The following is a 25,297-nucleotide window of genomic DNA, read 5'->3' as shown; positions in this document are numbered from 1 at the left end:
GGAGCAAACCGGCGGTATGCGAAAGGCACCTCAACGCGCCGACCACTCCCCCTGCCTGACCCCCAGCGCGGTCACCACCCCATACGCCGTAATCCCCAGCGCCACCCCCAGGAAATGCCCGTCCAGCCCCATCCCGAACACGTTCGCCAGCACCCAGCCGCCGCCCGCCGCCAGCGCGATCCGGCACAGTCCCGCCGCTGCCGGCCAACGCATGCGCCCGGCGCCCATCGAGGCAAAGTACAGCGCCATCCCCAGCCCGAAGGCGCCGAACGCGGGCCCCACCCATGACAGCGCGCGCGCCGCGATGGCGATGACTTCTGCATCGTTGGTGAACAGGCTGGCAAAGCGCACCGGCGCCAGTCCCACCGCCGCGCCGGCCGTACCCGCGATCGCCAGCGCGAGGAAGGCGCCGACCCATGCGGTGCGACGCGCCGTATGCCAGTCGCCGGCACCGACCGCGCGTCCGACCAGCGCCGTCAGCGCCGAACCCACGCCGAACGCCAGCGGGATCATCAGGAACTCCAGCCGCGCCGAGATCCCGTAGGCCGCCACCGCCGCGGTGCCATGGTGGCGCAGCTGCGCGGTGACCAGGATGGTGGTCAGGTTGGCCACCGACGCCAGCGCGCACGCCACCAGCCCCACCGACAGGATGCGCGAGAACAATGCCCACGACGGCCGCACCCGCAACACCGGCACGAAGCCGGCGCCGCCGCGCGCGACCACGATCGCCATCGCCAGCGCCGCGGCCCACGAGACCGCGGCCAGCGCAGCGCCGATGCCGGCCAGCCCCATGCCCGCGGGTTCCGCCAGCAGCCAGGCCAGCACCGGGAAGGCCACCCACATCAGCGCCAGCACGCGCGCCGCCAGCGCATGGCGCCCGCCGCCGCGCAGCACCGAGGCCAGCGTATTGGCCAGCCACGCCGGGATCGCGCCTGCGCCGAACAGCCAGATCGCATAGGTGGCGGCAGCTTCGGCAGCGGTGGCGCCGGCCACGGCACCGAGCACCGCGCGCGGGAAGCCGGCCAGCACCACGGCAAAGGCTAGGCCGGCCGTGACCGCGATCAGCAGCGCATGCATCACCAGCGCCGAGGCATCGTCGCGCTTGTTGGCACCCAGCGCCCGCGCGATCGCCGCGACCACGCCGCCGCCCATGGCGCCGGCCGACATCTGCTGCAGCAGCAGCGCAAACGGCAGCACCACCGCCCAACCCGCCAGCGCGGCGGTGCCCTGGCGCGCTGCCAGCCAGGTTTCGATCAGCTGGCCCACGGCCTGCAGCACCGCAATCAGCGCGGTGGGGCCGGCGAGGCGGCCGATGCGGCGGGCGAGTTCCGTGGCGGGGACGGTCTCGGCCGGGGCGGTGCCGGCAGGCAAGGCGCCGGTTTCACTCATGTCCGTGCTCCGCGCCTTCGCCGATGGTGTCGGGTTCGCCGAAGCGGCGCTGCAGAAAGCGGCCGGCGCCCGGGCCGGGCAGCACGCGCACGTCGTCCAGCGTGATCGGCGTGCCGTCGGCACGTGCCAGCGCGGGCTCGGCGATTTCCTGGCCGGTGCGGCGGTCCTGCAGCAGCGTCAGCGGACCCTTCTCATCGGTCATCCAGCGGTCGGCCCAGGCCTTGAGCGCGACATACGCCGGGAAGAAGTCACGGCCCTTGTCGGTCAGCTGGTAGACATGGCGGCTGCCGCCCTCTGGCATGACGCGGGCGAGCAGGCCGTGCGCCACCAGCGTCTTTAGCCGGGCGCTGAGGATATTGGGGGCGATGCCCAGGTTGCGTTCGAACTCATCGAAGCGCGTGCTGCCGTAAAAGGCCTCGCGCAGCACCAGGATGGCCCAGCGCTCTCCCAGCACCGCCATGGATCGGGCGACCGGGCAGGGCATGGAAGTGAAATCGGTCGGGGTTGGTGGCATGGTCTCAGCGCCTCGGTCGGTGTCTTGCTTTCAATTTGCAAGGATTTTGAAGCATAGCTTGCAGAATGAAAGTTCGTTCACCGTCGGGGCGGAGCGCAGGCGATTCCGTTCGATGATCGGCCACTGTCGCAATACTGCGGCGCCGGCTGCACCTCATATCGATCGTCAGGCAGCAAAGACCGCGATCTTGCCCAGCTCTTCCCGCAGGAACCCGATCAGCGCCCGGGTGGCCATCGACGGATGCAGGTTCGGCGTAGTGATGATGTAGAGGCGGTCGCCCAGCCCTTCCGGCCGCCAGTCCGGCAGCACAGGCACCAGCGTGCCGGCCTGCACGGCTTCCCAGCCGATATAGACCGGCAGCAGGCCAATGCCATGCCCCTCGCTGACCGCGCGCGCCAGGAACAGGAAGTGCTCGGATTGCAGCGTCGGCGTCAGCGCCACGTCGACTCGCTGGCCCTCGCGGTATAGCGACAGCGCGAACTGGCGCGGCGTATAGGGCGGGCACAGGAAATTGCACCCGGCCAGGTCTGGCGGCACCCGCACCGGCGGGGTGGTCGCGAGGTAATCCGGCGATGCATAGAGTTGCCAGCGGATATCGCAGATTTCCCGCGCCACGTGGTCCAGTGGCGGTGCCGAGGTGACCTTCAGCGCCACGTCGATCTCGGCCGCGATCAGGTCGTTCACGCGGTTGGCGAAGAACACCCGCAGTGTGATCCCGGGATGGATTTTGGCAAAGCGCAGCAGCAATGGCGCGATATAGGCATCGCCCAGCCCGGTCGGCACGCTGACGCGCACATGGCCGCGCAGGGTCTTGCCCAGGCTGTCGATTTCCGCCTGTGCCGAAGTCACCTCCTGCAGGATGCGTACGCCGTGCTGGTACAGCGCGTGGCCCGGCTCGGTCAGTTCAAGCCGGCGCGTGGTCCGGCGCAGCAGCTGGGCCCCGGCCTGTTGCTCCAGCTCGCGCAGCTGGCGGCTGACCTGCGAGCGCGTGACGCCGCGCCGCCGGCCCGCTTCGGCAAGATTGCCGGCATCGACGATGTCGACGAAGGCCTGGATCAGGTTGAGGTCCATCCGGGATTGCCTGTGGGATTGTCGAGTCTGGCGCAACATTGTGATTCCGCCGCGCGTGATTGTCGATGAATGACCGTACCGATACAGTGGCAAGCTGTCAGTCAGCTCAACGAGAAAGGGAGACAACGGATGGCCACGGACCTCTGGTTTGAAGACATGCACCGCACCGCCGACGAACTGGTGGCACGCGGCGCACAGCTCGCCGGCGGCCTGCGCCGGCTGGGCGTTGAGCAAGGCGACGTGGTTGCGGTGCTGCTGCGCAACGATCCCGCCTACGCCGACGTGGTCAACGCGTGCCGCACCGCCGGCTGCTACTACTGCCCGATCAACTGGCACTTCACCGCCGAGGAAGTGCGCTTCCTGCTGGCCGACAGCGGCGCCAAGGCGCTGCTGGTCCAGTCCGACCTGCTGCGCGCGGTGCGTGAAGCCGTGCCCGCCGGCATGACGGTGCTTTCGGTCGGCGGCAGCGCCGAGGGCGCGACCGAATACGAAGGCTGGCTGGCGCAGCAGCCAGCCTATGACGGTCCGCGCGTGGCGCCGCGAGGTCATATGGCCTACACCTCCGGCACCACCGGCCGGCCCAAGGGCGTGATCCGCGCTCCGGTGCCACTGGACCAGCTCGAAGCGCAGCAGGCGCGCGCGCGCTCGCTGGTGCGGCAGACCTACGGCCTGGAGCCGGGCTGCCGCGCGCTGATGTCGGCGCCGCTGTATCACAGCGCGCCCAGCTCGTTTATCCAGAACGCGCTGCAGATGGCCGAGCGCCTGGTGATCACGCCGCGCTTCGACGCCGAGCAGGTGCTGGCGCTGATCGAAAAGCACCGCATCGACGTGGTCTACCTGGTGCCGATCATGTACGTGCGCCTGCTCAAGCTACCGCCCGAGGTGCGCGCGAAGTACGACCTGTCGTCGTTGCGCTTCGTCGCCTCGACCGGCTCGCCGTGCGCACCGGAGGTCAAGCTCGCCATGCTCGACTGGTTCGGTCCGATCATCCACGAGACCTATGCCTCCAGCGAGGCCGGCATGATTACCGTGGCCACGCCGGCAGATGCCGCAGCGCGCCCCGGCACGGCCGGCCGCCCGGTCGACGACGCGCAGCTGCGCATCCTGGACGAAGACGGCCGCGAGTGCGCGCCGGGCGAGGTCGGCCTGGTCTACGTGCGCCAGCCCGCCTATCCCGACTTCAGCTACCGCAACAACGACGCGGCGCGCCGCGCGATCGACCGCGGCGGGCTGGTGACGCTGGGCGACATGGGCTACGTCGACGCCGACGGCTACCTGTTCATCTGCGACCGTGCTTCCGACATGGTGATCTCCGGCGGCGTCAACATCTATCCGGCCGAGATCGAGCACGAACTGGTGCGCTATCCCGGCGTGGCCGACTGCGTGGTGTTCGGCGTCCCCGACGACGAGTACGGCGAGCGCCTGCTTGGCATGGTGCAGCCGATGCCGGGCGTGGAAATCCGCGAGGCCGAGGTGATCGAATGGCTGCGTCAGCGGCTGTCGGGCTTCAAGGTGCCGCGCAGCATCGTGATCGAGCCGCAGCTGCCGCGCGACGAGACCGGCAAGCTCGCCAAGCGCCGGCTGCGTGACCGATACTGGGAAGGCCGCCAGCGGCGCGTCTGAGTCTACCGGGCAGCGCGGCGATACAGAGATAACCACAGGAGGAGACGCGATGCACAAGGACAAGAGAGGACGGCGGGCCTGGCTCGCCGCGATGGCAGCCGGCGCCGGATGCGCGCTGGCTCTGTGGGGCGGCGCCGCGCAGGCCGCCTATCCGGACCGGCCCCTCAAGCTGGTGGTGCCGTACACCCCGGGCGGCTCGACCGACCAGTTCGGACGCGCGCTGGCCGAGGGCATGTCGCGCCAGCTTGGCCAGACCGTGGTGGTGGAAAACCGTCCCGGCGCCGCCACCATGATCGGCACCAACAGCGTGGCCCGTGCGCCCGCCGACGGCTACACCATGGTGCTGGCGACCAACGGCAGCATGGTGCTGAATCCGATGCTGTACAAGAAGATCACCTACGATCCGCCCAAGGACTTCAAGATCTTCACGATCGGCGCCGAGGCGCCGCTGGTGGTGGTGACCAACACCCAGGTGCCGGCCGGCAACATCAAGGACTTCGCGGCCTACGCCAGGTCGTCCGGCGGCAAGCTCAACTATGCGTCGGTGGGGCTGGGCAATGCGCTGCAGCTGGCCACCGAGATGCTCAAGACCGAGCTCGGCATCAACGTCACGCATGTGCCCTACAACGGCAGCGCGCCGGCGCTGGCCGCGCTGCTGGCCAACGACGTGCAGCTGATGGTCGATGTGGTCAGCACCTCGCTGCCGCATATCAAGGCCGGCAAGCTCAAGGCGCTGGCGGTCACCGGCCGCACCCGGCTGGAGGTACTGCCCAACGTGCCGACCGTGGCCGAGAGCGGCTATCCAAATTTCCAGGCTGCGACGTGGTTCGGGCTGGCGGTGCCGGCGCAGACGCCACCTGAAGCTGTCGCCAGGCTGCAGGCAGCCGCTTCGCACGTGCTGAAGGACCCGCAGTTCCGCGCGACCTTCAGCGCGCTCGGGCTGATCGTGCAGCCGCCGCGCACCCAGGCGGAGATCGACCGGTATATCGAGGCCGACCGTGAGCACTGGGGGAAGGTGATCAAGGCGAATAGTATTTCGCTGGATTGAGTACGCTGGGTTTCGCTGACTGAAGGTTTGCTTCCCTCTCCCGCCTGCGGGAGAGGGAAGCGTTCACCACGGGCCGCGGCCTGATCAATGGCTCGCGCGAGCCGACCAACGGTAACGCAGGCCCACGTCGCAACGATGGGCGTATAGTTCTCGCTGATCCCGGCCGAGCAGTACCGTCACCGCGCCGGATGCCCCAGCAACGCCCCCTGTGTCATGCCCGAGCGCGAGCCCACCGATCCCAAAGATCTCGATACCACCGATCCGTCGTCCACGGAGCCGGGGCCGCGTCCGGACGCCCGCGCCCAGCCTGACCACCCCGCACCGCATCCCGATCCCCGCCTGCTGAACAGGCTCACCCGCCGCGCCCGCGTTACCGCCTCGCGCAAGTCGCGCCAGGCGAGCCGCATATCGCGCACCACGCTGCGCTACACGGTGTTCATGTTCGGCGCCGGCTGCGTCGGCCTGTTTTCGCTGGTGTTCGCATGGATCGCCGAGGTGGCGCTGCGCTGGAACCACCACCTGACGCAGGCCACGCCGTGGCTGGCGTTCGTGATGCTGCCGTTCGGGCTGGCCGCGCTGCGCTGGCTGACGATCCGTTTCGCGCCGCAGGCGCGCGGCAGCGGCATCCCGCAGGTCATCGCCGCGTTCACGCTGCCGCCGAATGGCCCGGCGCAGGCCGCGCTGGTGTCATTGCGGCAATCGATGTGGAAGGTGCTGCTGACCACGCTGGCATTGCTGGCCGGCGCGTCGGTGGGCCGAGAAGGGCCATCAGTGCAGGTCGGCGCCGCGGGTATGCTGGCGTGGGGCCGCTGGTGCCAGGAGAAACTGCGCTTCCGCATCGGCTTCCATCCCAATGCGCTGATCGCCGCGGGCGCGGCCGGCGGGCTGGCAGCCGCGTTTAACACGCCGCTGGCCGGCGTCGTGTTCGCCATCGAGGAACTGGGGCGCGGCACCTCGGTGCGCTGGGACCGGCTGGTGCTGTCGGGCGTGCTGACCGCCGGTTTCCTGTCGCTGGCGGTGCTGGGCAACAACCCGTATTTCGTGGTCAAGGTGCCGATGCTCGTGCTGAGCAATGCGTGGGGGCCGGTACTGGTGTGCGCGCTGCTCAATGGCGTGCTGGGCGGCTTCTTTGCCAAGGCGCTGGCCGGCGGCGTTTCCGGGCTGCTGCCCGCGCGCTGGGGCGGCCTGGCTACGCAGCATCCGGTGTGGGTGGCGTTCGGCTGCGGGCTGGTGGTGGCCGTGCTCGGCGTGGCGACCTCGGGCGCGACCTTTGGCACCGGCTACGAGCAGGCCGCGGCGCTGATCAATGGCGAGTCCCACGCCACGCTGTGGTTCGGCATCGCCAAGCTGGTGGCGACGGTGGTGTCCTACTTTGCCGGCATCCCGGGCGGGATCTTCACCCCCGCGCTGGCGATCGGCGCGGGCATCGGCCAGAACGTGGCGCAGTTCGTCACCGGCATGGCCGAGCCGCGCGTGCTGGCGCTGGTGTCGATGGCGGCGTTCCTGGCCGCGGCCACGCAGGCGCCGATCACCGCCAGCGTGATCGTGATGGAGATGACGCGTACGCAGGACCTGACCGTGTTCCTGCTGGCGGCGTCGCTGCTGTCGTCGTTTATCGCGCGGCAGTTCTCGCCGCGCCCGTTCTACCACCAGGTGAGCCACGGCTTCCGGCGCGAGGCGCAGGCGCTGGCAGGCAAGGCGCCAGCCTGAAGTCTTCAGCGGCGCTATGTGCAGGAGCCGCCGGGGCGATCGGTTAAGCTAGCGCTCGCCCCGATCCGCAGGCTGCCAGGTGACTTGCGCGGCACTTATGCCGCAGACCCGCTGCCATGCGTGCGCGGCGCCGCTCCCCGGCCCGTGGAACATGCCGGCCGGGGCGCGCTCCAACCCGGAGCCGTTTTCCAGGAGTCAGACTTTGAAATTCCCCGTTGCCGGGCTGGCGCTTGCCGGCCTGCTGGGCGCCGCCGGCGCCATTGCCGCCCCCGCTGCCAAGCCCGCCGCCGCGACTGCAGAATCCAAGGCCGCCAAGGCAGCCAACAGCGGCGAGGACAGCGCGCTGTCGCCGCTGCTGGGCATGCTCGAGATCGGCAACCCGCTGCCGGCGCTGCCCGATTGCGCCGACAAGCGCTCGCCTGACGGCCGCGACGTGACCGCGTTCTGCGTGGAACTGAAGGGCGACGGCCTGGTGCGCCAGGTTGGCGTGCCGCGCGACAAGCGCCCGCGCTTCATGGATGGCCCGCACGTAGTGGCCTTTGTCGACCGCAATGCGCTGGTCGGCCTGGTGATCCCGACCGCCGGCGCCAATTCGCAGCAGGCCGCCGTCGACAGCATCAACGCGCTGTATGGCAAGCCGTTCCGCCAGGAACAGGAAGAAATGCGCGACAAGGCCGGCAAGACCGTCAAGACGATCCATGCCGGATGGATGAAAAGGCCGCTGACCGTTGAGCTGTACGCGATGCCGGAAGACCCGGCCACCGGCACCATCGAGATGCTGCTGCCGCAGGCGCGCGAACTGATGGCGGAAAAGGATGCCGAGGTGGCCGGCAAGCTGAACCCGGCGTCGGCGCCGGCGGCGAAGGGCAAGGCTGAAAAATCTGAAAAGGCAGAAAAGGCGGCCGCCAAGCCGCCTGCCAAGCCGGTCAACCCTGGCAGCTGGTAAGCAGGGCGGGGCTGTGATGGCCCGCGGCCGTCACAGCCCTTCCATCACCTTGTCCAGCCCCCGCACCACGCCGCGCACGGTGTGGACCTTGCGGATCGCCAGCAGCGCGCCGGAGACATAGGGCTTGGAGCCGTCGCCGGCCTCGTGCTTGAGGTGCAGGCGCTGGCCGTCGGCGCCGAAGATCACCTCCACGCCGAGCTGGTAGCCCGGCAGCCGCACCGCATGCACCTGCGTGCCCGACATGGTGGCGCCGCGGGTTTCCTTCGGGCCGTTGACCTGGTCCACCGGCACCGCCTGCGCAGCGGTCTTGACCTGGCCGAGCCGGAACGCCAGCTCGCGCACCGTGCCGGACGGCACGTCGACCTTGCCGGCCTTGGCGTAGTCGATGATCTCCCAGTGTTCCAGGTGGCGCGCCGCCATCTCGGCAAACTTCTGCAGCAGCACCACGGTGATGGCGAAATTGCCGCAGGCCAGCACGCCGCGCTCGGCCTTGCGCGCGGCCGCGTCGATCTCGGTGTAGTCCTCGTCGGTCAGCCCCGAAGTGCCCACCACCACGTGCGCGCCGTGCGCCAGCGCCTGCAGGATGTTGTGCTTGGCGATGGCCGGCTTGGTGTACTCGACATAGACGTCATAGGGCGTCTGCCCCAGCGCTTCGATGCTGGCCGCAGCCACGCCCGGCGTGTCGGCATGGCCGGTCACCTGCGCCAGCGGCTGCCCGGCGGCGCCGCGCGACAGGCCTGCCACCAGCGCCATATCGGGGGCATGCGCCACGCCGCGCGCCAGTTCACCGCCGGCCCAGCCGGTCACGCCGCCCACGGCGACACGGATCGGATTGCTCATTGGATTCTCCGCTTTGGCTTGTTCGGTCTGCGAGCATACCGCTTCAGCCGGCAGCGCGCCGGCGGTCGAGCTTGCGCGCCAGCACGATCGAGGTGGTGGTGTGGTTCACGCCGTCGAGCATGCCGATCTCGTCCAGCAGCCGGTCCAGCCGGTCGTGCGTGTCGCAGCGGATCGCCACCAGGTAATCGACCGGCCCGCTGACCGAGTTGACCTCTTCGATTTCAGGCAGCCGCTGCAGCGCGCGCAGGATAGCCGGCGCGGCCTTGGGCTGCACCGACAGCCCGCAGTAGGCCAGGATCACGTTGTCTTCCATCTTCTGCCCCAGGCGCACGCCATAGCCGGCGATCACGCCGCTGCGCTCCAGCCGCGCGATGCGGGCAACCACGGTCGTGCGAGCGATCCCCAGCTGCCGTGCGAGGTTCGCGGCGCTTTCGCGGGCATTGGCCTGCAGCAACGACAGCAGGTGGCGATCGGTCACGTCGAGTTCGGTCATAACGTCGGACAGGTTCGTCTTTTCGTTCGATTATGGCGGTTTTTCGTCGTTCTTGTGCCTTCATTCCGTTGCAGCCGCTATCCATACTCCAAGTCACGGGACAACCTTTCTTGTGGACGGAGACACCATGCAACCCTCGAACCTGGGCCGGCAGGCCCCACGAGACCTGCCCACGGCGAACCGCCCGCTGCACGTGACGGTGCTGGGCGCGGGCAAGATCGGACGCACCATTGCCGCCATGCTGCATGACAGCGGCGACTACCGCGTGAGCGTGGTCGACCACGACGCGCGCCGCCTCGACGGCCTGCCGCGCGGCGTGCTGGCGCGCGCCGGAGATCCCACCGAACCGGGCACCTGCGCCGCACTGCTGGCCGGCGCCGACGCGGTGCTCAACGCGCTGCCGTTCCACGCCGCCGTGGCCGTGGCCTCGGTCGCGGCGCGCCTGGGCGTGCATTACTTCGACCTGACCGAGGATGTGGCCGCCACCCATGCGATCCGCCAGCTGGCGCAGAACGCGCGCTCGGTGCTGATGCCGCAGTGCGGGCTGGCGCCGGGCTTTATCGGCGTGGTCGGGAACGACCTGGCGCGGCGCTTCCTGCGCGGCGGCGGCGAGCTGCTGGACCTGCAGATGCGGGTCGGCGCGCTGCCGCGCTATCCCAGCAACGCGCTCAAGTACAACCTGACCTGGAGCACCGAGGGACTGATCAACGAGTACTGCAACCCGTGCGAAGCCATCGTCGACGGCCGCCGCGTCGAGCTGCCGGCGCTGGAAGGCCTGGAAAGCTTTGCGCTGGACGGTATCGAGTACGAAGCCTTTAATACATCTGGCGGCCTTGGCACGCTGCCCGAGACGCTGGCCGGGCGCGCGCGCCACGTCGATTACAAGTCCATCCGCTACCCCGGCCACTGCGCGCTGATGAAGCTGCTGCTCAACGACCTGCGCCTGCGCGAGCGCCGCGACTGGCTGCGCGAGATCTTCGACCGCGCCATCCCGGTGACCGAGCAGGACGTGGTGATCGTGTTCGCCACCGCCACCGGCTACCCGGCCGGCGGCGAACGCGGGCGCGGGCCGCTGACGCAGGCTTCGTTCTCGGCGCGCATCGGCGGCGTCGACAACAAGGACGGGCACGTCAATGCAATCCAGCTGACCACCGCGGCGGGTATCTGCACCGCGCTGGACATGGTGGCCAGCGGCGCGCTGCCGCAGGCGGGCTTCGTGCGCCAGGAGGCGATGCCGCTCGACGCCTTCCTCAAGAACCGCTTCGGCCGCCACTACACGCAGCATCCGCTGCAGGAGACCCTCGTATGAAAGCGCAAGAATTCGCAGCCTGCTGGGATTCGCTCGGGCTGCCGCGGCCATGGCACGACGGCACGCCTGCCGGCGCGGTGACGGTGCGCTCGCCGGTCGACGGCGAGGCCATCGGCCATGTACCGGCCTGCACGCCAGCGCAGGCCGATGCGCTGATCGCTCGCGCGCACGCGGCGCAGACCACCTGGGCGCTGCTGCCGGCACCGGTGCGGGGCGAGATCGTGCGCCGCTACGGCGAGGTGCTGCGCGAGCACAAGCCCGCGCTCGGCAGGCTGGTGTCGCTGGAAACCGGCAAGATCCTGCAGGAAGGGCTGGGCGAGGTGCAGGAGATGATCGACATCTGCGATTTCGCCGTGGGACTGTCACGCCAGCTGCACGGGCTGACCATCGCCTCGGAGCGCCCGCAGCATGCCATGCGCGAGACCTGGCATCCGTACGGCCTGTGCGGTGTGATCTCGGCCTTCAATTTCCCGGTGGCGGTGTGGGCCTGGAACGCGGCGCTGGCGCTGGTGTGCGGCAACGGCGTGCTGTGGAAGCCGTCGGAGAAGGCGTCGCTGTGCGCGCTCGCCGCGCACGGGCTGCTCGAGCGCGTGCTGGCCGCGGCGGCGCCGCAGCATGCCGGCATCACCGCGGTGCTGCCGGGCGGGCGCATGCTCGGCAACCACCTGGTGCAACACGCGGCGGTGCGGCTGGTCAGCGCGACCGGCTCGACCCGCATGGGCCGCGAGGTCGGCATCGCTTGCGCCGGGCAATTCAAGCGCAGCATCCTTGAACTGGGCGGCAACAACGCCGCCATCGTCGCACCTTCGGCCGATATCGAGCTGGCGGTGCGGGCTATCACCTTCGCCGCGGCGGGCACGGCGGGCCAGCGTTGCACCACGCTGCGCCGCTGCTTCGTCCATGCCGACCTGATGGATACCATGGCGAGCCGACTGGTCACGGTGTTCGACCGCCTGCCGGTCGGCGATCCGCTCGACGACGGCACGCTGATCGGACCGCTGATCGACAACGCCGCGGGCGACGCCATGGCCAACGCGCTTGCCGCGTGCCGCGCGCAGGGCAGTATCGTCACCGGCGGCGAACGGCTGCTGGCCGCGCGCTTCCCGCACGCCTGCTACGTGCGGCCAGCGCTGGTGATGACCGACGTGCAGCACGACACCATGCTGACCGAGACCTTCGCACCGATCCTGTATCTGATGCCGTACACCAGCTTCGACGAGGCGATCGCACTGAACAATGCCGCCGCGCACGGGCTGTCGTCGTGCATCTTCACCGAGTCGATGCGCGAGGCCGAGCGCTTCCTGTCGTCGGCGGGCAGCGACTGCGGCATCGCCAACGTGAACATCGGCACCAGCGGGGCGGAGATCGGCGGCGCCTTCGGCGGCGAGAAGGCGACCGGCGGCGGGCGCGAGTCGGGATCGGATGCGTGGAAGGGGTATATGCGCCGGGCGACCAACACCATCAACTACGGCGATTCATTGCCGCTGGCACAGGGGATACGGTTCGAGATCTGAAGGGGGCCGGCGCGTAGGGAACGGTAACAAGCCTTACATGCCTTTGACGCCGTATTACGTCATTTGCCCGTATAACGTCAGCAGGGGCAGGCACATGCCCGATTCCGGCCCTGAGGTCCCTAGGAAAACACCATGAAACTGCTGACGATTGGACTGGCTGCCGCGGCGGCCTCGGTCACCCTGCTGGGCGGCTGCGCCGTCTATCCCACCCCCGCCGGCCCTGCCGTGGGGCCCGCGCCGGTCTATGTTGCCCCCGCCCCGGTCGTGGTCGCGCCGCGGCCGTATTACTACGGCGGCTACGGCTACTATGGGCGTGGCTATCGTCGCTGGTAATTCAACGGAAAGGCCGCGATTGCCGGGGGTTGCGGCAAGGTAGTCAGGCTTGAAGCAACGGCGGGGAGCCCGGCAGCAGCGTTCAGTTGCCGCCCGCCGCGTCACCGGGCCGGGCATTGAGCCCGCCCCAGCTGGGCGTGAGCGTCTGGCCGATCTCGGGCAGGTCGACCAGGTCCAGCACCCGGCCGACCGTATGGTCGACCAGCTCCGCAATGCTTTGCGGCTTCTGGTAGAAGCCCGGCACCGGCGGGAACACGATCCCGCCCATTTCAGTCACGGCCGTCATGTTGCGCAGGTGCGCAAGGTTCAGCGGCGTTTCCCGCACCATCAGGACCAGCTTGCGCCGCTCTTTCAGCGTGACGTCGGCGGCGCGCGTGATCAGGTTATCCGACAGGCCGTGCGCGATCGCGGCCAGCGTGCGCATGGAGCAGGGCGCCACCACCATCGCGTGGGCGCGGAACGAGCCGCTGGCAATGGTGGCGCCGATATCCCGCACGTTGTGCACGACGCTGGCCAGCGCTTCCACCTCGGCACGGCCGATGTCGAGTTCGTGCTGCAGGTTCATCACGCCGGCCGGCGAAATCAGCAGGTGGGTTTCCACCGCGGGCGCCGCGCGCAGCACCTGCAGCAGGCGTACGCCGTAGATGGCGCCGGTGGCGCCCGTGATCGCGACGATCAGCCGCCGCGGCGGTACAGTCCCCGCCGTGGCCGGCGGGGCAGCGCTCACGGGCATGGCGGGCTCAACCCTTCAGCAGGGTTTGCAGTTCGCCGTTCTGGTACATCTCCATCATGATGTCCGAGCCGCCGATGAACTCGCCGTTCACGTAGAGCTGCGGGATGGTCGGCCAGCTGGCGTATTCCTTGATGCCCTGGCGGATGCCGTCGTCGTCCAGCACGTTGACCGTGGTCGGCGCGTCGACGCCGCAGGCCTTCAGGATCTGGATGGCGCGGCCCGAGAAGCCGCACATCGGGAACTGCGCGGTGCCCTTCATGAACAGGACTACCGGGTTGCCCTTGACGATCTGGTCGATCTTTTGCTGCACGTCGCTCATGGTCTGCTTTTCAGTTGGATGGCGCCGCCGTCGGGCGCCGCCTGGGGGAAAGGGACAAGGGATGCCGCGCGGCAAGCCACGCAGCGGGAATCTGCTGGCGATTTTACCGGAATCGCCGGCGGGCTTCAGGGTTGCGTCCCGGACCAGCGTCCGCCGGTGCAGCGCTCCTGGCCCGCCAGGTCGCGCGCGGTGAAGACGTCGGTGAAGCCGGCCTCGTCCAGCAGCGCGCGCGTCGCCTGCGCCTGGTCGAAACCGTGTTCCATCAGCAGCCAGCCGCCCGGTAGCAGCCGCTGCGGCGCGCCATCGACGATCGTGCGCAGGTCGGACAGGCCATCCTGGTGGTCGGTCAGCGCATCGATGGGCTCGAAGCGCAGGTCGCCTTCGGCCAGGTGCGGGTCGCCCGCGGCGATATAAGGCGGGTTGCTGACGACCAGGTGGAAGCGCAGTCCGGGCGGCAGCGCGGCGTACCAGTCCGATACCAGGAAGTGGATGCGGTCGGCGCCAAGCGCGCTGGCGTTGTCCTGCGCCACCATCAGCGCGCCGGGCGAGATATCGGTGGCCCAGACCTGCGCATCAGTGCGTTCGCGGGCCAGCGTCACGGCCAGGATGCCCGAGCCGGTACCCAGGTCCAGCACCAGCGGGCGGGGCACGTCGGCCAGCCGGGCCAGCGAGGCTTCGGCGGCGATCTCGGTGTCCGGGCGCGGAATCAGCACATCGGGCGTGACGCGGAACTTGCGACCGAAGAATTCACGCTCGCCCAGCAGGTAGGCCATCGGCTCGCCAGCGAGGCGTCGCGCAAGCAGCGTGGCAAAGGCATCGCGCTGGGCCAGCGTGAGGGTGTCGGTGTCGCGCGTGATCAGTTGCGTGCGGGTGAGCCCGGTCACGTGCGTCAGCAGCATGCGCGCTTCCAGCGCGGGCAGGCCCACCATGGCAGCGAGGGTCTGGGCTTCGCGCAGCGTTGGCGCGGCCGGCAGCGCGGCAGTGTTGGGGGAAGACATCAGGTAGGGACGGTTCTGTTGCCGGCCACAAAAAACCCCACCGGCACAGGGCCTGGCGGGGCTTTGAGGCGGGACTTCCGGCGTGTCGCCAAGTGTACCGCCCATCGGAGGCGGGCGGCATAAAGCCCCCGCCGGGAGGATTACTTATTGACGGTGTCCTTGGCCTTGTCGGCGCCGGCATTGACGGCATCCTTGGCTGCCTGCTTGGCATTGGCCATGGCGTTGCCGGCTTCTTCCTTGGCCTTCTCGGCGGCGACCTGCGCGCTCGAAGCGGCATCGCTGGCGGCAGCCTTGGCGGCGTCGGCAGCGCTGCTGGCTGCTGCTGCGGCGTCGCTGGCGGCGGCCTTGGCGGACTCAGCGGCGCTTTGCATGGCGCTGTCGGCGCTGGAAGCCGCGGGTGCTTCTTCCTTCTTGCTGCAAGCGGCCATGGCCGCGGTGATCATCAACAGCGCGAGCAGTTTTTTCATGATTTCGTCCTAGGAAGTGTGTTTTGGGAGAGACTCACCCGGCACCATTCTCCGTTTGCCGGTCGAAATCGATTATAGACAGCGCGTTTACCCCTACCAGTGCTGTTTCAAGCATTTACAAGAAATACAAAGTCTTGTGGGACGTTACGCGCGGTTCGCGCACGAAGCGGGTTTGGGCGGCGCTTAAGCCGCTAAAACTACCGCTTAAGCCACCGCCTACGCGTCTTCGCCGAGTGCGGCCAGCTGGTCCGCCTGGTGCTCCGCGGCCAGTGACGCCAGCAACTCGTCCATGTCGCCGTCCATGATCATGTCGATCTTGTAGAGCGTGAGGTTGATGCGGTGATCGGTCACGCGGCCCTGCGGGAAGTTGTAGGTGCGGATACGGTCGCTGCGGTCGCCAGAGCCGATCAGGTTGCGCCGCGTGCTGGCTTCCTTGGCCTGTGCGGCGCGGGTCTGCATGTCCTTGATGCGCGCGGCCAGCACCTTCATCGCCTTGTCCTTGTTGCGGTGCTGCGACCGGTCGTCCTGGCACTCGACCACGATGCCGGTCGGCAGGTGGGTCAGGCGTACGGCCGAATCGGTCTTGTTCACGTGCTGGCCGCCTGCTCCCGAGGCGCGGAAGGTGTCGATGCGCAGGTCGGCCGGATTGATCTCGACCTCGCCGACCTCGTCGGCTTCCGGCATCACTGCCACCGTGCAGGCGGACGTGTGGATGCGTCCCTGTGCCTCGGTGGCGGGCACGCGTTGCACGCGATGGCCGCCGGATTCGAACTTCAGCCTGGAAAACGCGGCATCGCCGGCGATCCGCACGATGACTTCCCGGAAACCGCCCAGGTCGGACCCCGACTCGCTCATGATCTCGACCTGCCAGCGCTGGCGCTCGGCGTAGCGTGTGTACATCCGCAGCAGATCGGCGGCGAACAGCGCGCTTTCCTCGCCGCCGGTGCCGGCGCGGATTTCGAGCAAAAGGTTGCGGTCGTCGTTGGGATCCTTGGGCAGCAGCAGGCGCTGCAGGCTCTGTTCCAGCGCTTCCAGCCGCTCGCGCGCGCTGGCGATCTCGTCGGCGGCGAAGTCCTTCATCTCGGCATCGTCCAGCAGCGCCTGCGCGGTGCCCAGGTCTTCCTGCGCCTGGCGGTATTGCCCGTACTGTTCGGTCACCGGGGACAGTTCGGCATGCTCGCGGCTGAGCTTGCGGTACTGGTCGATGTTGGCAGTCGCGTCTTCGCGCGCGAGCAGGGCGTTGACTTCATCGAGTCGCTCGGCCAGTTGGTCGAGCTTGGCAAGCATGCTGGCTTTCATCGGGAATCGGGGGAATGAGGAAGGCCGGTGGGCCGGGGCTGCCGGGATTGCGGCAGTGGCGTGCCGGCGCGGTCGGCGCGCGGCAAGACGGGAACGCGGCTAGCGCTCGGAGTGGCTGCTGTGGCGGAACAGGCCAGGCACCAGGCGCAGCAGCGCCTCGCGGTCTTCGCCCTGGGTATGGTTCAGCGCGTGGGTCGGACCGTGCAGGAATTTGCGGGTCAGTGCGCCGGACAGTGCTTCAAGCACCGCCTCGGGGTCGTCGCCACGTGCCAGCATGCGGCGCGCGCGCTCCAGCTCGGCCTGGCGGATGGCTTCGCCGCTGGTCTGCAGCTCGCGGATGACCGGCACCACGCTGCGCGTTTCCAGCCAGTGCATGAAGTTCTGCACGCGGCTTTCAATGATGGCTTCGGCCTGCGCGACCGCCGCCTGGCGCAGCGCGTTGCCTTCGCGCACGATCGCGCCAAGGTCGTCGACGGTGTACAGGAAGACGTCGTCCAGGCGCGCGACTTCAGGTTCCACGTCGCGCGGCACGGCCAGGTCGACCATCATGATCGGGCGGTGCTTGCGGCGCTTGACCGCGCGCTCCACCGCGCCCAGGCCGATGATCGGCAGCGAGCTGGCGGTGCAGGACACCACGATGTCGAATTCATGCAGCCGCTCGCCCAGGTCGGTCAGGCGGATTGCCTGCGCGGTCAGGCCCTGTCCGGACAGCTGCTCGGCCAGTTTCTCGCCGCGCTCGACGGTACGGTTGGCCACGACGATCTGGCGCGGCTGCTGCGCGGCGAAGTGCGTCGCGCACAGTTCGATCATCTCGCCCGCGCCAATAAACAGCACGCGCTGGGTCGAGACGCTTTCAAAAATCCGCTGCGCCAGCCGCACCGCGGCCGCGGCCATCGATACGGAATGCGCGCCGATCTCGGTCTGGCCGCGCACTTCCTTGGCCACCGCGAAAGTGCGCTGGAACAGCTGGTTCAGGTAAGTCCCCAGCGAGCCGGCCTCGCCGGCGGTGCGCACGGCATCCTTGAGCTGGCCCAGGATCTGGGTTTCGCCCAGCACCATCGAATCCAGCCCGCTGGCCACGCGGAAGGCATGGCGAACGGCCTCGGACTGCGGCAGCGCGTACAGGTGCGGGGCCAGTTCGCCGGCCGGCACGTTGTGGTGCTGCGACAGCCACCGCAAGGTATGCTCGAAACCTTCCTGCCCCGGCTTCAGGACGTCGGTGGCGCAGTAGATCTCGGTGCGGTTGCAGGTGGAAAGGATGGCGGCTTCGGTGCCGCTGCGGCCGGACAGGTGCTCGCGCAGCGCGCCGAGTGCCGGTTTGATCTGCTCGAGCGGAAACGCCACCCGCTCGCGCAGCGAGACTGGTGCCGTCGTGTGATTGATGCCGATCGCGAGCAGTTGCATTGGTTGGGGACAGGTACGATCCGGAGCGTGGCCGGACCGGTTGTCATTATACCGCCGGCACCACAGATTGCAGGCGTATACCCAGTATGCGTCGCAGCCGCGCGGGTTTGCAGTATCGTTACGGCGCGTCGCGCGGATGTGATTCAGGCGGCTGTGATTCGGGCTATACAGGAGGAGCGGATGCCGGGCACATTGATCGTGGGTTTGCTGGTAGGACTGGCGGCGCGCCGGCTGCACCCGGCAGGACGCGTCGTGACCCTGCCGGCCGCGCTGGTGCTGGGCGCGGCGGGCGCGGCGGCCGCTTTCTACGGCGGCCGTGCGCTGCACCTGTTCGTCGACGGGCAGCTCAGCAGCTGGCTGGCGGTGATCGCCGGTGCCGCCCTCCTGGTTGGCGCCTGGGGCGCAGTCCGGCCGCGCGGGCGGTAAAGACAGAACCGGCGCGGCGGTGGGGAATCTGCGCGCCGCTTGATCCTGGTCAGGTTCGCACGGGGTCCGCTTCGGCGCGTGCGGCCAGCAGCCGGCGCAGCACGCCGTTGGAATAGTGGCTGGCCACTTCTTTCAGGAATGCCGCAAAGTCCACATGGGCGGTATCGTCAGCCCGGTCCGACACCGTGCGCATGACCGCGTAGGGGACGCCGTATTCATGGCACACCTGCGCTACCGCGGCGCCTTCCATCTCCACTGCCAGCAGCCCGGGCAGCCGGTCGCGCAGTTCCGCCACCGCGGCCGGGGCGCCGATAAACTGGTCGCCGCTGGCGATCATGCCCTTGTGCAGCGCCGGCGTCGCCACGCCGAAGCGGGCCAGCATCTCGGGCGGCACGTCGGCGGCCAGGTCGAGCCGCAGGAAATCCGCGGCCGCGCCTTCCAGTTCCGCGGTCAGTGCCGGGTCGGCCGGGAATTCGGCGCGGTCCAGCAGCGGCACTTCATGGCGGCCGAAGAACGGGCGCGCGTCGAGGTCGTGCTGGATCGTCCGATCCGCGATGACGATGTCGCCGACGCTGGTATCGGCGCCGACACCGCCTGCCAGGCCGGTAAAGACCACCTGGGTGGCGCCGAACTCCCGGATCAGCGTGACGGTGGTCGCCGAGGCTGCCACTTTGCCCATGCGCGCCAGCACCAGCACGCACGGCTGGCCGTACAGGTTGCCGACGTAGTAGTCGCGCATGCCGATGGTGTGTACCGTGGCGCGGCTGTCGTCGTGGCGCATCGCGGCCACCAGGCCGTCGACTTCATCGTGGATGGCGGCAAGGATTCCCAGGGTCATGGGGCAGGCAGAGTTTGAAGGCGAAAACCAGAGCATACCGGCGCCCATGCGGCAGGCATAGGCCGGCGCGCCGCAAGGCGGGTGCGGTCCGGGCGCCGCTTTGCTAAAGTCCATCGCATCCGGGCACGCAAGGGCGAGCATGCAAGTCACCTCCACCGTGGCAAACGGCGAACGGCGCGCCATCCGCCGGGCACTGGCCGACTGGCGTGCCTGCGGACGGCTGGCTGCCGCGGCGATCGCCGCCCCCTGGGCACGCACCGAGCCGGCCGCTGCCGACTGGCGCCGCTGGCTCGACCAGGCGCTGATGGCGCTGGGCACCGCGTTGCTGTGCGCAGGCGTGATCGTCTTCTTTGCCTTCAACTGGCAAGACCTGCACAAGTTCTCCAAGTTCGGCTTGCTCGCCGCCGCCATCACGGTGCTGGCGGCGTTCGCCTGGCTGCGGCCGGCCGCCGACGCCGCCGGCCGCGCCGCGCTCGGAGGCGCGCAGGTGCTGGCCGGCGTGCTGCTCGCCGTGATCGGCCAGACCTACCAGACCGGCGCAGATGCCTGGCAGCTGTTCGCGCTGTGGGCGCTGCTGGCGGTGCCATGGGCGCTGGCGGCGCGCGCGGCACCGCACTGGTGGCTGGTGCTGGTGGTCGGCAACGTGGCGCTGCTGCGCTACTTCAGCATCCGTTTTGGCATGGCAGGCCTGTTCGCGTTGCTGTTCGACAGCCGCTACCTGCGCACCGCCACCCTGGCCCTGCTGGGGGCGGTGATGCTGCAACTGGCGCTGTGGCACTTGCTGGCCGCCCGCGCGCCCGGTCTGGGCTTTCGGGGACAGACCGGCAGCCGCTTGCTGGCGGCGCTCGCGTGCGTGCAGGCCGGCTCGCTGGGGCTGACCAGCCTGTTCGACAGCCGCTTCGATGCGGCGTCGTTCGCGCTTGCGGTGGCCGTGCTGGCAGGACTGGCGTGGTGGTACCGGCAACGCGCCTTCGACATCGTCGTGCTGAGCCTGACCTGCCTGACGGGCATCGTGCTGGTGGTGGCCGGACTCGGCAAGCTTCTGTTCGAGGGCAAGGGCGACTTCGGCGCATTCCTGCTGCTCGGGCTGGTCACCATCGGCCTGGCCGCTGGCGCGGCGGCGTGGCTGATGCGCGCTTATCGGGCTCAACTGCGTGTCCAACTGGAGCAGCCATGAGCACCACCTTGCAGACCGAACAACGGCTCTGGCGTGAGCTGGCCGCACGCGGCGCGGTGCAGGGCGAGTGTCCGGAACACAGCCACGCGCCGTGGGCGGTGCGATGCCTGATGGGCGCGGCCGGCTGGCTTGGCGCCTTGTTTTTCCAGATGTTCCTGGTCGGGACCGTGTTCGTGGCCGCGCGCGAGAACGGCATCGCCATGGCAGCGACCGGGCTGGCGATGATCGCGCTGGCCGCGTTGCTGTACTGGCGTGGCGGCGGCATCGCGGTGAGCCAGTTCGCGCTGGCGGTCAGCCTGTGCGGCCAGGGGATGGCGGTGTATGGGCTGGTCGAGGCGCTCGGCTTTAAGCGCGTGACTGAGACCGCCGGATTCTGGGCCGGCATCGCGCTGTTCGAAGGCATGCTGGTGTTGCTGGTGCCCAACCGGCTGCACCGCCTGCTGTCGGGACTTGGCGTGTGGATCGGGCTGGCGGGCGCGATGCACTTTGTCCTGCCGCACGGGTCCGCCGATGACTGGCTGGCGCTGACGTGGACGCTCGGCTGGCTGGCGCCACTTGGCTGCGCGCTGGTGACCGGCTTCACGCTGGCCGAGGCGCGCGCGTGCGCTGCGGGGCGGCATGCGCTGCTGGAGCCGCTCGCCGATGCCACGCTGCTGGCGGCGCTTGCCATGGCACTCGTAGTGACCGGGATGAGCCATCCGATGGCGTGGCTGTTCGATCCCGAGGCGGGGCGCCCTTCGGTCGCGCACTGGCTCGGGGGCGGGCTGCTGACGCTGGTGCTGGCCGGCTTTGCCCTGGCCGAATGCCGCCGCCTGGCCACAGGTTCCGCCATGCAGGCAGCGGTGCTCGCCGGCACGCTCGCCTTTGGCACGCTGATGGCCGCGGCGCCTGCTGTCGTGGCTGGCGCGCTGGCGCTGGCACTGGCACTGCGCCGGGCTTCCATGGCCTGGATGGGCCTGGGCGTTGCCGCCATTGCCATCGGCTTTGTCTGGTACTACAGCGCGCTGCACTGGACCCTGCTGGCCAAGTCCGTCACGCTGGCCGCGGCGGGCGTGCTGTTGCTGGCCGGCCGCTACTGGCTGCTGCGTGGCCGCACCGGCAAGGAGTTCGCATGAAGCGCTGGATCGTGATCGCCTGGGCGCTGACCCTGGCGCTGGCCGCCGCCGGCATCGCCGGCAAGGAAACGCTGCTGGCACGCGGCGACACCGTCTTGCTGCGGCTCGCGCCGGTCGATCCGCGCTCGCTGATGCAGGGCGACTATATGGCGCTGAACTTCGACATCGGCAACCAGATCCGCGCGGCGCAGGGGCCGGCGGAGCGCCCGCCGCGCGACGGCGTGGCTGTGATCCGGCGCGACGCGCAGGGGGTGGCCAGCCTGGTGCGGCTGCATGACGGCGGGCCGCTGGGCGTGGGCGAACAGCTGCTGCTGCGTTTCCAGGCGGCGAGGTCGCGCTGGGGCGGGGCGCAGGTGCAGGTGTCGACCGATGCGTACTTCTTCCAGGAGGGGCAGGGTGAACGCTTTGCCGGGGCCATGTACGGGGAGTTCCGCGTGGGCGCGGATGGCCAGGCGCTGTTGGTGGGGCTGCGGGGGAAGGAACTGGAAAAGCTGTGAAGCGGCAGGGGGTTCCCTGCGCGCGGCAGAAAGCAAAAAACCCGCGAGATCGCGGGTTTTTTATCGGTGGGGCAGGCTCAGACGTTGAACAGGAAGTTCATCACGTCCCCGTCCTTCACCACGTATTCCTTGCCTTCAGCGCGCATCTTGCCGGCTTCCTTGGCACCGTTCTCGCCCTTGAACGTGATGTAGTCGTCGTAGGCAATGGTCTGCGCACGGATAAAGCCGCGTTCGAAGTCGGTATGGATCACGCCGGCCGCCTTGGGCGCGGTGTCGCCGACATGGATGGTCCAGGCGCGCACTTCCTTCACGCCGGCGGTGAAGTAGGTCTGCAGGCCCAGCAGCTTGAAGCCGGCGCGGATCACCCGGTCTAGGCCCGGTTCTTCCATGCCCAGGTCGGCCAGGAATTCGGCCTTGTCGGCGTCGTCCAGGTCTGCGATCTCGGCTTCGATGGCGGCGCAGACCGCGACCACCGGGGAATCGGTCTGCTTGGCGTACTCGCGCACCGCGTCGAGGTGCGGGTTGTTCTCGAAGCCGTCTTCACGCACGTTGGCGACATACATGGTCGGCTTGGCGGTGATCAGGCAGAACGGACGGATGGCGTCCCATTCTTCCGGGGCCAGGTCAAGGGTGCGCACGGCCTTGGCCTGGTCGAGCACGGCTTGCGCCTTTTCCAGCACGGCGACCAGGCGCTGGGCTTCCTTGTCGCCGGCGCGGGCCGGCTTGACATAGCGGGCCAGGGCCTTTTCCACGGTGGCCAGGTCGGCCAGCGCCAGTTCGGTGTTGATGACCTCGATGTCCGACAGCGGGTCGACCTTGCCGGCCACGTGAATCACGTTTTCATCCTCGAAGCAGCGCACCACGTGGGTGATGGCGTCGGTTTCGCGGATATTGGCCAGGAACTGGTTGCCCAGGCCTTCGCCCTTGGAGGCGCCCGCGACCAGGCCGGCGATGTCGACGAACTCGACCGTGGCCGGCAGGATGCGCTCAGGCTTGACGATCTCGGCCAGGTTGCCGAGCCTCGGATCCGGCACTTCGACCACGCCCACGTTAGGCTCGATCGTGCAGAACGGATAGTTTTCGGCGGCGATGCCGGCCTTGGTCAGGGCATTGAACAGCGTGGACTTGCCGACGTTGGGCAGGCCGACGATGCCGCATTTGAGGCTCATGGTCTTGTCTTAGAAAATCAAGGGTTTGCAGGACGCGGTCCGGTGCCTGGCGGGCTGGCGACCGGCACGGGGCGCGCTAGTCGCGGGACTGCATCGGACGAGACAAACACGTCACATCGAGCGCCGGCTCGAGAGCTGTACGGGGTTGCCACGAAAAACGGCAATTGTAACCCTATCGCGCCTCCGGGTTGGTGCGTGGACGCCGTCCCCCGCCATATAAAGCCGCCATATAAAACAAGACGGCCAGGAAAGCATTCCTGGCCGTTGCGTGAGCGCCGCTTCCGCTCAATCGAGATCCACGACGTTCATGCGCCGTCCGTGAACTGGTCCCGCTTGTCCGTGGTCTTGGCGCCGTCCGTAAACATGTCGCGCCTGTCGATTGCCCTTGCACCATCCAGGAACACGTCCCGCCGGTCGATTGACCGTGCTCCATCCGAATACACATCGAACTTGGAGACCTTGGCGCCGTCGGTATAAACGTCCCGCGCGCCAGTCGTGCCTCCGAATGCCGATCCCCCTACAACCGCGATGCTAGCCGCGGCAAGCCAAAGCGCCCTCTTCAACATTGTTCCACCTCCCTTCAGGTGGTTCGTCATCCCCGGTCAGAAACATTTCGTTTCAATATAGGCTGTTCGTTTCCGAACTCGGGCCCGTGCACCGACAGTTTTGTCATAAGCCTAATGACCTGAGGAAATAATGAACGGCGCCCGCTCCCGCCCGAAGGGCCAAGGAGTGACGTGGCTATAATCCAGCCATGACCCGATCCCACGCGTCCGCGCGCACCGCTGCGCGCAATTCCTCCGCTTTCCAGGCTACCGTCGTCGGCGGCGGCATCGTCGGCAAGTCCTGTGCCTTGTTGCTGGCCCAGCAGGGCATGGACGTGGCGCTGGTGGCGCCGAAGCCGCCCCGCGGCGTCGGCCGCGCGCCGGCCGGGCCGGATGACTGGGACAGCCGTATTTATGCGTTCTCCGCCAGCTCGCAGGCGTTGCTGGAGCGGATGCGCGTGTGGGAGGCACTGGATCCGGCGCGCATCCAGCCGGTGCGCGACATGCGTGTCTTTGGCGACGTCAGCGCCGCCGAAACCTCGCCCAGCCTGGACGGCGACCTGCATTTCTCTGCCTACGCCGCCGCGGTGCCGCAGCTGGCGTGGATCATTGAATCCAGCCATGTCGAGCGCGCGCTCGACACCGCGCTCGGCTTCCAGCATCAGGTGAGCTGGCATGACGGCACCGCCAGCGTGTGCGAGCGCGATCCGGAGGGCATCACCCTGACGCTGGACAACGGCACGAGGCTGCGCACGGCCCTGGCGATCGGCGCCGACGGCGCGCGCTCGTGGCTGCGCCAGCAGTGCCATATCGGCGTCAGCACGCGCAAGTACCGCCAGCTCGGCGTGGTCGCCAACTTTGCCTGCGAGCGTCCGCACCACGAGACCGCCTGGCAGTGGTTCCTGGGCGCGCCGGAAAAGCTGATGGCCGACGAAGAGCCCGCCAACGGCGAGGTGCTGGCGATGCTGCCGCTGCCCGGCAACCATGTCTCGATGGTCTGGTCGGCAGACGAAGCGCGCGCGCGCGACCTGCTCGCGCTGTCGCCCGAGGCGCTCGCCGCCACCGTGATGCAGGCGGCCGCCGGCGCGGTCGGCAACCAGTTCGGCATGCTGCGCTGCGTGACGCCGGCGCAGGGCTTCCCGCTGGTGCTGCAGCGCGCCGACCAGTTCGTGCAGCCGCACGTGGCGCTGGTCGGCGACGCCGCCCACGTGGTGCACCCGCTGGCGGGGCAGGGCATGAACCTGGGCCTGCGCGATGTCGCGGAACTTGGCCGCGTGATGGCCGACAAAGAACCTTTCCGCAGCGAGGGCGACCTGCGCCTGCTGCGCCGCTACGAGCGCGCGCGCGCCACCGACCTGCTGTCGCTGACCGCGGCCACCGACGGGCTGCACCGCTTGTTCTCGCTGCCCGGCGGCGTGGCTCGCGTAGTGCGCAACACCGGCATGCGCGCGGTCGGCGGCCAGCCGCTGCTCAAGCGCTTCCTGATCGGGCGCGCGCTCGGCTGACGCCATCGCGCCCCG

Annotated in this window: 26 protein-coding genes; 12 read left to right on the top strand and 14 right to left on the bottom strand. The window is 68.9% G+C overall.

Annotated elements, in window-relative coordinates; translation table 11 throughout:
• Positions 1-30 precede the first annotated feature (30 nt).
• The 3 genes from J8I82_RS21740 to J8I82_RS21730 all read right to left on the bottom strand — a co-directional run bounded on the left by J8I82_RS21740 (position 31) and on the right by J8I82_RS21730 (position 2,974).
• Positions 31-1,389 carry an MATE family efflux transporter gene (locus J8I82_RS21740; RefSeq protein WP_209760991.1) on the bottom strand — a complete coding sequence of 453 codons (1,359 nt, stop codon included), beginning with the start codon at positions 1,387-1,389 and terminating at the stop codon, positions 31-33.
• Complete coding sequence (locus J8I82_RS21735; RefSeq protein ID WP_209760990.1) at positions 1,382-1,903, bottom strand: winged helix-turn-helix transcriptional regulator; 522 nt, start codon at positions 1,901-1,903, stop codon at positions 1,382-1,384. The genes J8I82_RS21740 and J8I82_RS21735 overlap by 8 nt, the downstream gene beginning before the upstream one ends.
• 165 nt (positions 1,904-2,068) lie before the next feature.
• Positions 2,069-2,974 (bottom strand): LysR family transcriptional regulator, encoded by a 906-nt coding sequence (locus J8I82_RS21730; protein WP_209760989.1) that lies wholly within the window; start codon positions 2,972-2,974, stop codon positions 2,069-2,071.
• A gap of 129 nt (positions 2,975-3,103) precedes the next feature.
• Between J8I82_RS21730 and J8I82_RS21725 the strand changes: the two genes are divergently transcribed.
• From J8I82_RS21725 to J8I82_RS21710, 4 genes are all read left to right on the top strand, one after another.
• Entirely contained in the window at positions 3,104-4,597 is a 1,494-nt protein-coding gene (locus J8I82_RS21725; RefSeq protein ID WP_209760988.1) for an acyl-CoA synthetase, read from the top strand.
• Between the two features lie 49 nt (positions 4,598-4,646).
• Complete coding sequence (locus tag J8I82_RS21720) at positions 4,647-5,645, top strand: Bug family tripartite tricarboxylate transporter substrate binding protein (protein WP_209760987.1); 999 nt, start codon at positions 4,647-4,649, stop codon at positions 5,643-5,645.
• A gap of 213 nt (positions 5,646-5,858) precedes the next feature.
• Positions 5,859-7,355 carry a chloride channel protein gene (locus J8I82_RS21715; protein ID WP_209760986.1) on the top strand — a complete coding sequence of 499 codons (1,497 nt, stop codon included), beginning with the start codon at positions 5,859-5,861 and terminating at the stop codon, positions 7,353-7,355.
• 202 nt (positions 7,356-7,557) lie between these two features.
• Positions 7,558-8,301, top strand: a complete 744-nt coding sequence (locus J8I82_RS21710) for a hypothetical protein (protein ID WP_209760985.1) — start codon at positions 7,558-7,560, stop codon at positions 8,299-8,301.
• A gap of 30 nt (positions 8,302-8,331) precedes the next feature.
• Here J8I82_RS21710 and dapB read toward each other — a convergent pair whose 3' ends face one another.
• A complete protein-coding gene (dapB, locus tag J8I82_RS21705; RefSeq protein ID WP_209760984.1) occupies positions 8,332-9,141 on the bottom strand; it encodes a 4-hydroxy-tetrahydrodipicolinate reductase in 810 nt (269 codons plus the stop codon).
• A gap of 43 nt (positions 9,142-9,184) precedes the next feature.
• The gene (locus J8I82_RS21700; RefSeq protein WP_029048352.1) at positions 9,185-9,634 is read right to left on the bottom strand and encodes an Lrp/AsnC family transcriptional regulator; all 450 of its coding nucleotides are present in this window, start codon (positions 9,632-9,634) and stop codon (positions 9,185-9,187) included.
• A gap of 127 nt (positions 9,635-9,761) precedes the next feature.
• Here J8I82_RS21700 and J8I82_RS21695 point away from each other — a divergent pair, with 127 nt between their 5' ends.
• The 3 genes from J8I82_RS21695 (at position 9,762) to J8I82_RS21685 (ending at position 12,790) form a co-directional block, all read left to right on the top strand.
• A complete protein-coding gene (locus tag J8I82_RS21695) occupies positions 9,762-10,943 on the top strand; it encodes a saccharopine dehydrogenase family protein (RefSeq protein WP_209760983.1) in 1,182 nt (393 codons plus the stop codon).
• Entirely contained in the window at positions 10,940-12,457 is a 1,518-nt protein-coding gene (gene amaB / locus J8I82_RS21690; protein ID WP_209760982.1) for an L-piperidine-6-carboxylate dehydrogenase, read from the top strand. The genes J8I82_RS21695 and amaB overlap by 4 nt, the downstream gene beginning before the upstream one ends.
• A 138-nt stretch (positions 12,458-12,595) precedes the next feature.
• Complete coding sequence (locus J8I82_RS21685; RefSeq protein WP_029048349.1) at positions 12,596-12,790, top strand: hypothetical protein; 195 nt, start codon at positions 12,596-12,598, stop codon at positions 12,788-12,790.
• A gap of 82 nt (positions 12,791-12,872) precedes the next feature.
• On the opposite strand, the gene J8I82_RS21680 is transcribed toward J8I82_RS21685, so the two are convergent.
• From J8I82_RS21680 to hemA, 6 genes are all read right to left on the bottom strand, one after another.
• Positions 12,873-13,523: a UbiX family flavin prenyltransferase gene (locus J8I82_RS21680; protein WP_209760981.1), complete on the bottom strand. Its 651-nt coding sequence runs from the start codon at positions 13,521-13,523 to the stop codon at positions 12,873-12,875.
• Between the two features lie 7 nt (positions 13,524-13,530).
• Complete coding sequence (grxD, locus tag J8I82_RS21675; protein WP_063241627.1) at positions 13,531-13,842, bottom strand: Grx4 family monothiol glutaredoxin; 312 nt, start codon at positions 13,840-13,842, stop codon at positions 13,531-13,533.
• A 125-nt stretch (positions 13,843-13,967) separates the two neighbouring features.
• On the bottom strand, positions 13,968-14,840 hold the full coding sequence (prmC, locus tag J8I82_RS21670) for a peptide chain release factor N(5)-glutamine methyltransferase (RefSeq protein WP_209760980.1): 873 nt from the start codon (positions 14,838-14,840) through the stop codon (positions 13,968-13,970).
• A gap of 140 nt (positions 14,841-14,980) precedes the next feature.
• A complete protein-coding gene (locus J8I82_RS21665) occupies positions 14,981-15,307 on the bottom strand; it encodes a hypothetical protein (RefSeq protein ID WP_209760979.1) in 327 nt (108 codons plus the stop codon).
• Between the two features lie 216 nt (positions 15,308-15,523).
• Positions 15,524-16,606, bottom strand: coding sequence for a peptide chain release factor 1 (gene prfA, locus J8I82_RS21660; protein ID WP_209760978.1), 1,083 nt, complete (start codon positions 16,604-16,606; stop codon positions 15,524-15,526).
• A 99-nt stretch (positions 16,607-16,705) separates the two neighbouring features.
• On the bottom strand, positions 16,706-18,010 hold the full coding sequence (gene hemA, locus J8I82_RS21655; RefSeq protein ID WP_029048343.1) for a glutamyl-tRNA reductase: 1,305 nt from the start codon (positions 18,008-18,010) through the stop codon (positions 16,706-16,708).
• Between the two features lie 180 nt (positions 18,011-18,190).
• Here hemA and J8I82_RS21650 point away from each other — a divergent pair, with 180 nt between their 5' ends.
• Complete coding sequence (locus J8I82_RS21650) at positions 18,191-18,436, top strand: hypothetical protein (RefSeq protein WP_209760977.1); 246 nt, start codon at positions 18,191-18,193, stop codon at positions 18,434-18,436.
• Positions 18,437-18,485: 49 nt separating this feature from the next.
• Here the strand turns inward: J8I82_RS21650 and J8I82_RS21645 are convergent, their stop codons facing one another.
• Positions 18,486-19,274, bottom strand: coding sequence for a 5'-methylthioadenosine/adenosylhomocysteine nucleosidase (locus tag J8I82_RS21645; RefSeq protein WP_209760976.1), 789 nt, complete (start codon positions 19,272-19,274; stop codon positions 18,486-18,488).
• 139 nt (positions 19,275-19,413) lie between these two features.
• On the opposite strand from J8I82_RS21645, the gene J8I82_RS21640 reads away from it, so the two are divergent.
• The 3 genes from J8I82_RS21640 to J8I82_RS21630 are packed head-to-tail and all read left to right on the top strand — an operon-like array spanning position 19,414 to position 22,063.
• On the top strand, positions 19,414-20,451 hold the full coding sequence (locus tag J8I82_RS21640) for a DUF2157 domain-containing protein (protein ID WP_209760975.1): 1,038 nt from the start codon (positions 19,414-19,416) through the stop codon (positions 20,449-20,451).
• Positions 20,448-21,566, top strand: a complete 1,119-nt coding sequence (locus J8I82_RS21635) for a DUF4401 domain-containing protein (protein WP_209760974.1) — start codon at positions 20,448-20,450, stop codon at positions 21,564-21,566. Before J8I82_RS21640 ends, J8I82_RS21635 begins: the two co-directional genes overlap by 4 nt.
• On the top strand, positions 21,563-22,063 hold the full coding sequence (locus J8I82_RS21630; RefSeq protein WP_209760973.1) for a GDYXXLXY domain-containing protein: 501 nt from the start codon (positions 21,563-21,565) through the stop codon (positions 22,061-22,063). Before J8I82_RS21635 ends, J8I82_RS21630 begins: the two co-directional genes overlap by 4 nt.
• A 77-nt stretch (positions 22,064-22,140) precedes the next feature.
• On the opposite strand, the gene ychF is transcribed toward J8I82_RS21630, so the two are convergent.
• A complete protein-coding gene (gene ychF, locus J8I82_RS21625) occupies positions 22,141-23,232 on the bottom strand; it encodes a redox-regulated ATPase YchF (RefSeq protein WP_209760972.1) in 1,092 nt (363 codons plus the stop codon).
• Between the two features lie 305 nt (positions 23,233-23,537).
• Positions 23,538-23,828 (bottom strand): hypothetical protein, encoded by a 291-nt coding sequence (locus J8I82_RS21620; protein WP_245179996.1) that lies wholly within the window; start codon positions 23,826-23,828, stop codon positions 23,538-23,540.
• 158 nt (positions 23,829-23,986) lie between these two features.
• On the opposite strand from J8I82_RS21620, the gene J8I82_RS21615 reads away from it, so the two are divergent.
• Positions 23,987-25,282: a UbiH/UbiF family hydroxylase gene (locus tag J8I82_RS21615; RefSeq protein ID WP_209760971.1), complete on the top strand. Its 1,296-nt coding sequence runs from the start codon at positions 23,987-23,989 to the stop codon at positions 25,280-25,282.
• Positions 25,283-25,297: the final 15 nt, after the last annotated feature.

This window comes from Cupriavidus consociatus (assembly GCF_017814975.1).
GTDB classification, from domain to species: domain Bacteria; phylum Pseudomonadota; class Gammaproteobacteria; order Burkholderiales; family Burkholderiaceae; genus Cupriavidus; species Cupriavidus consociatus.
This window is presented reverse-complemented; position numbering and strand designations above follow the sequence as displayed.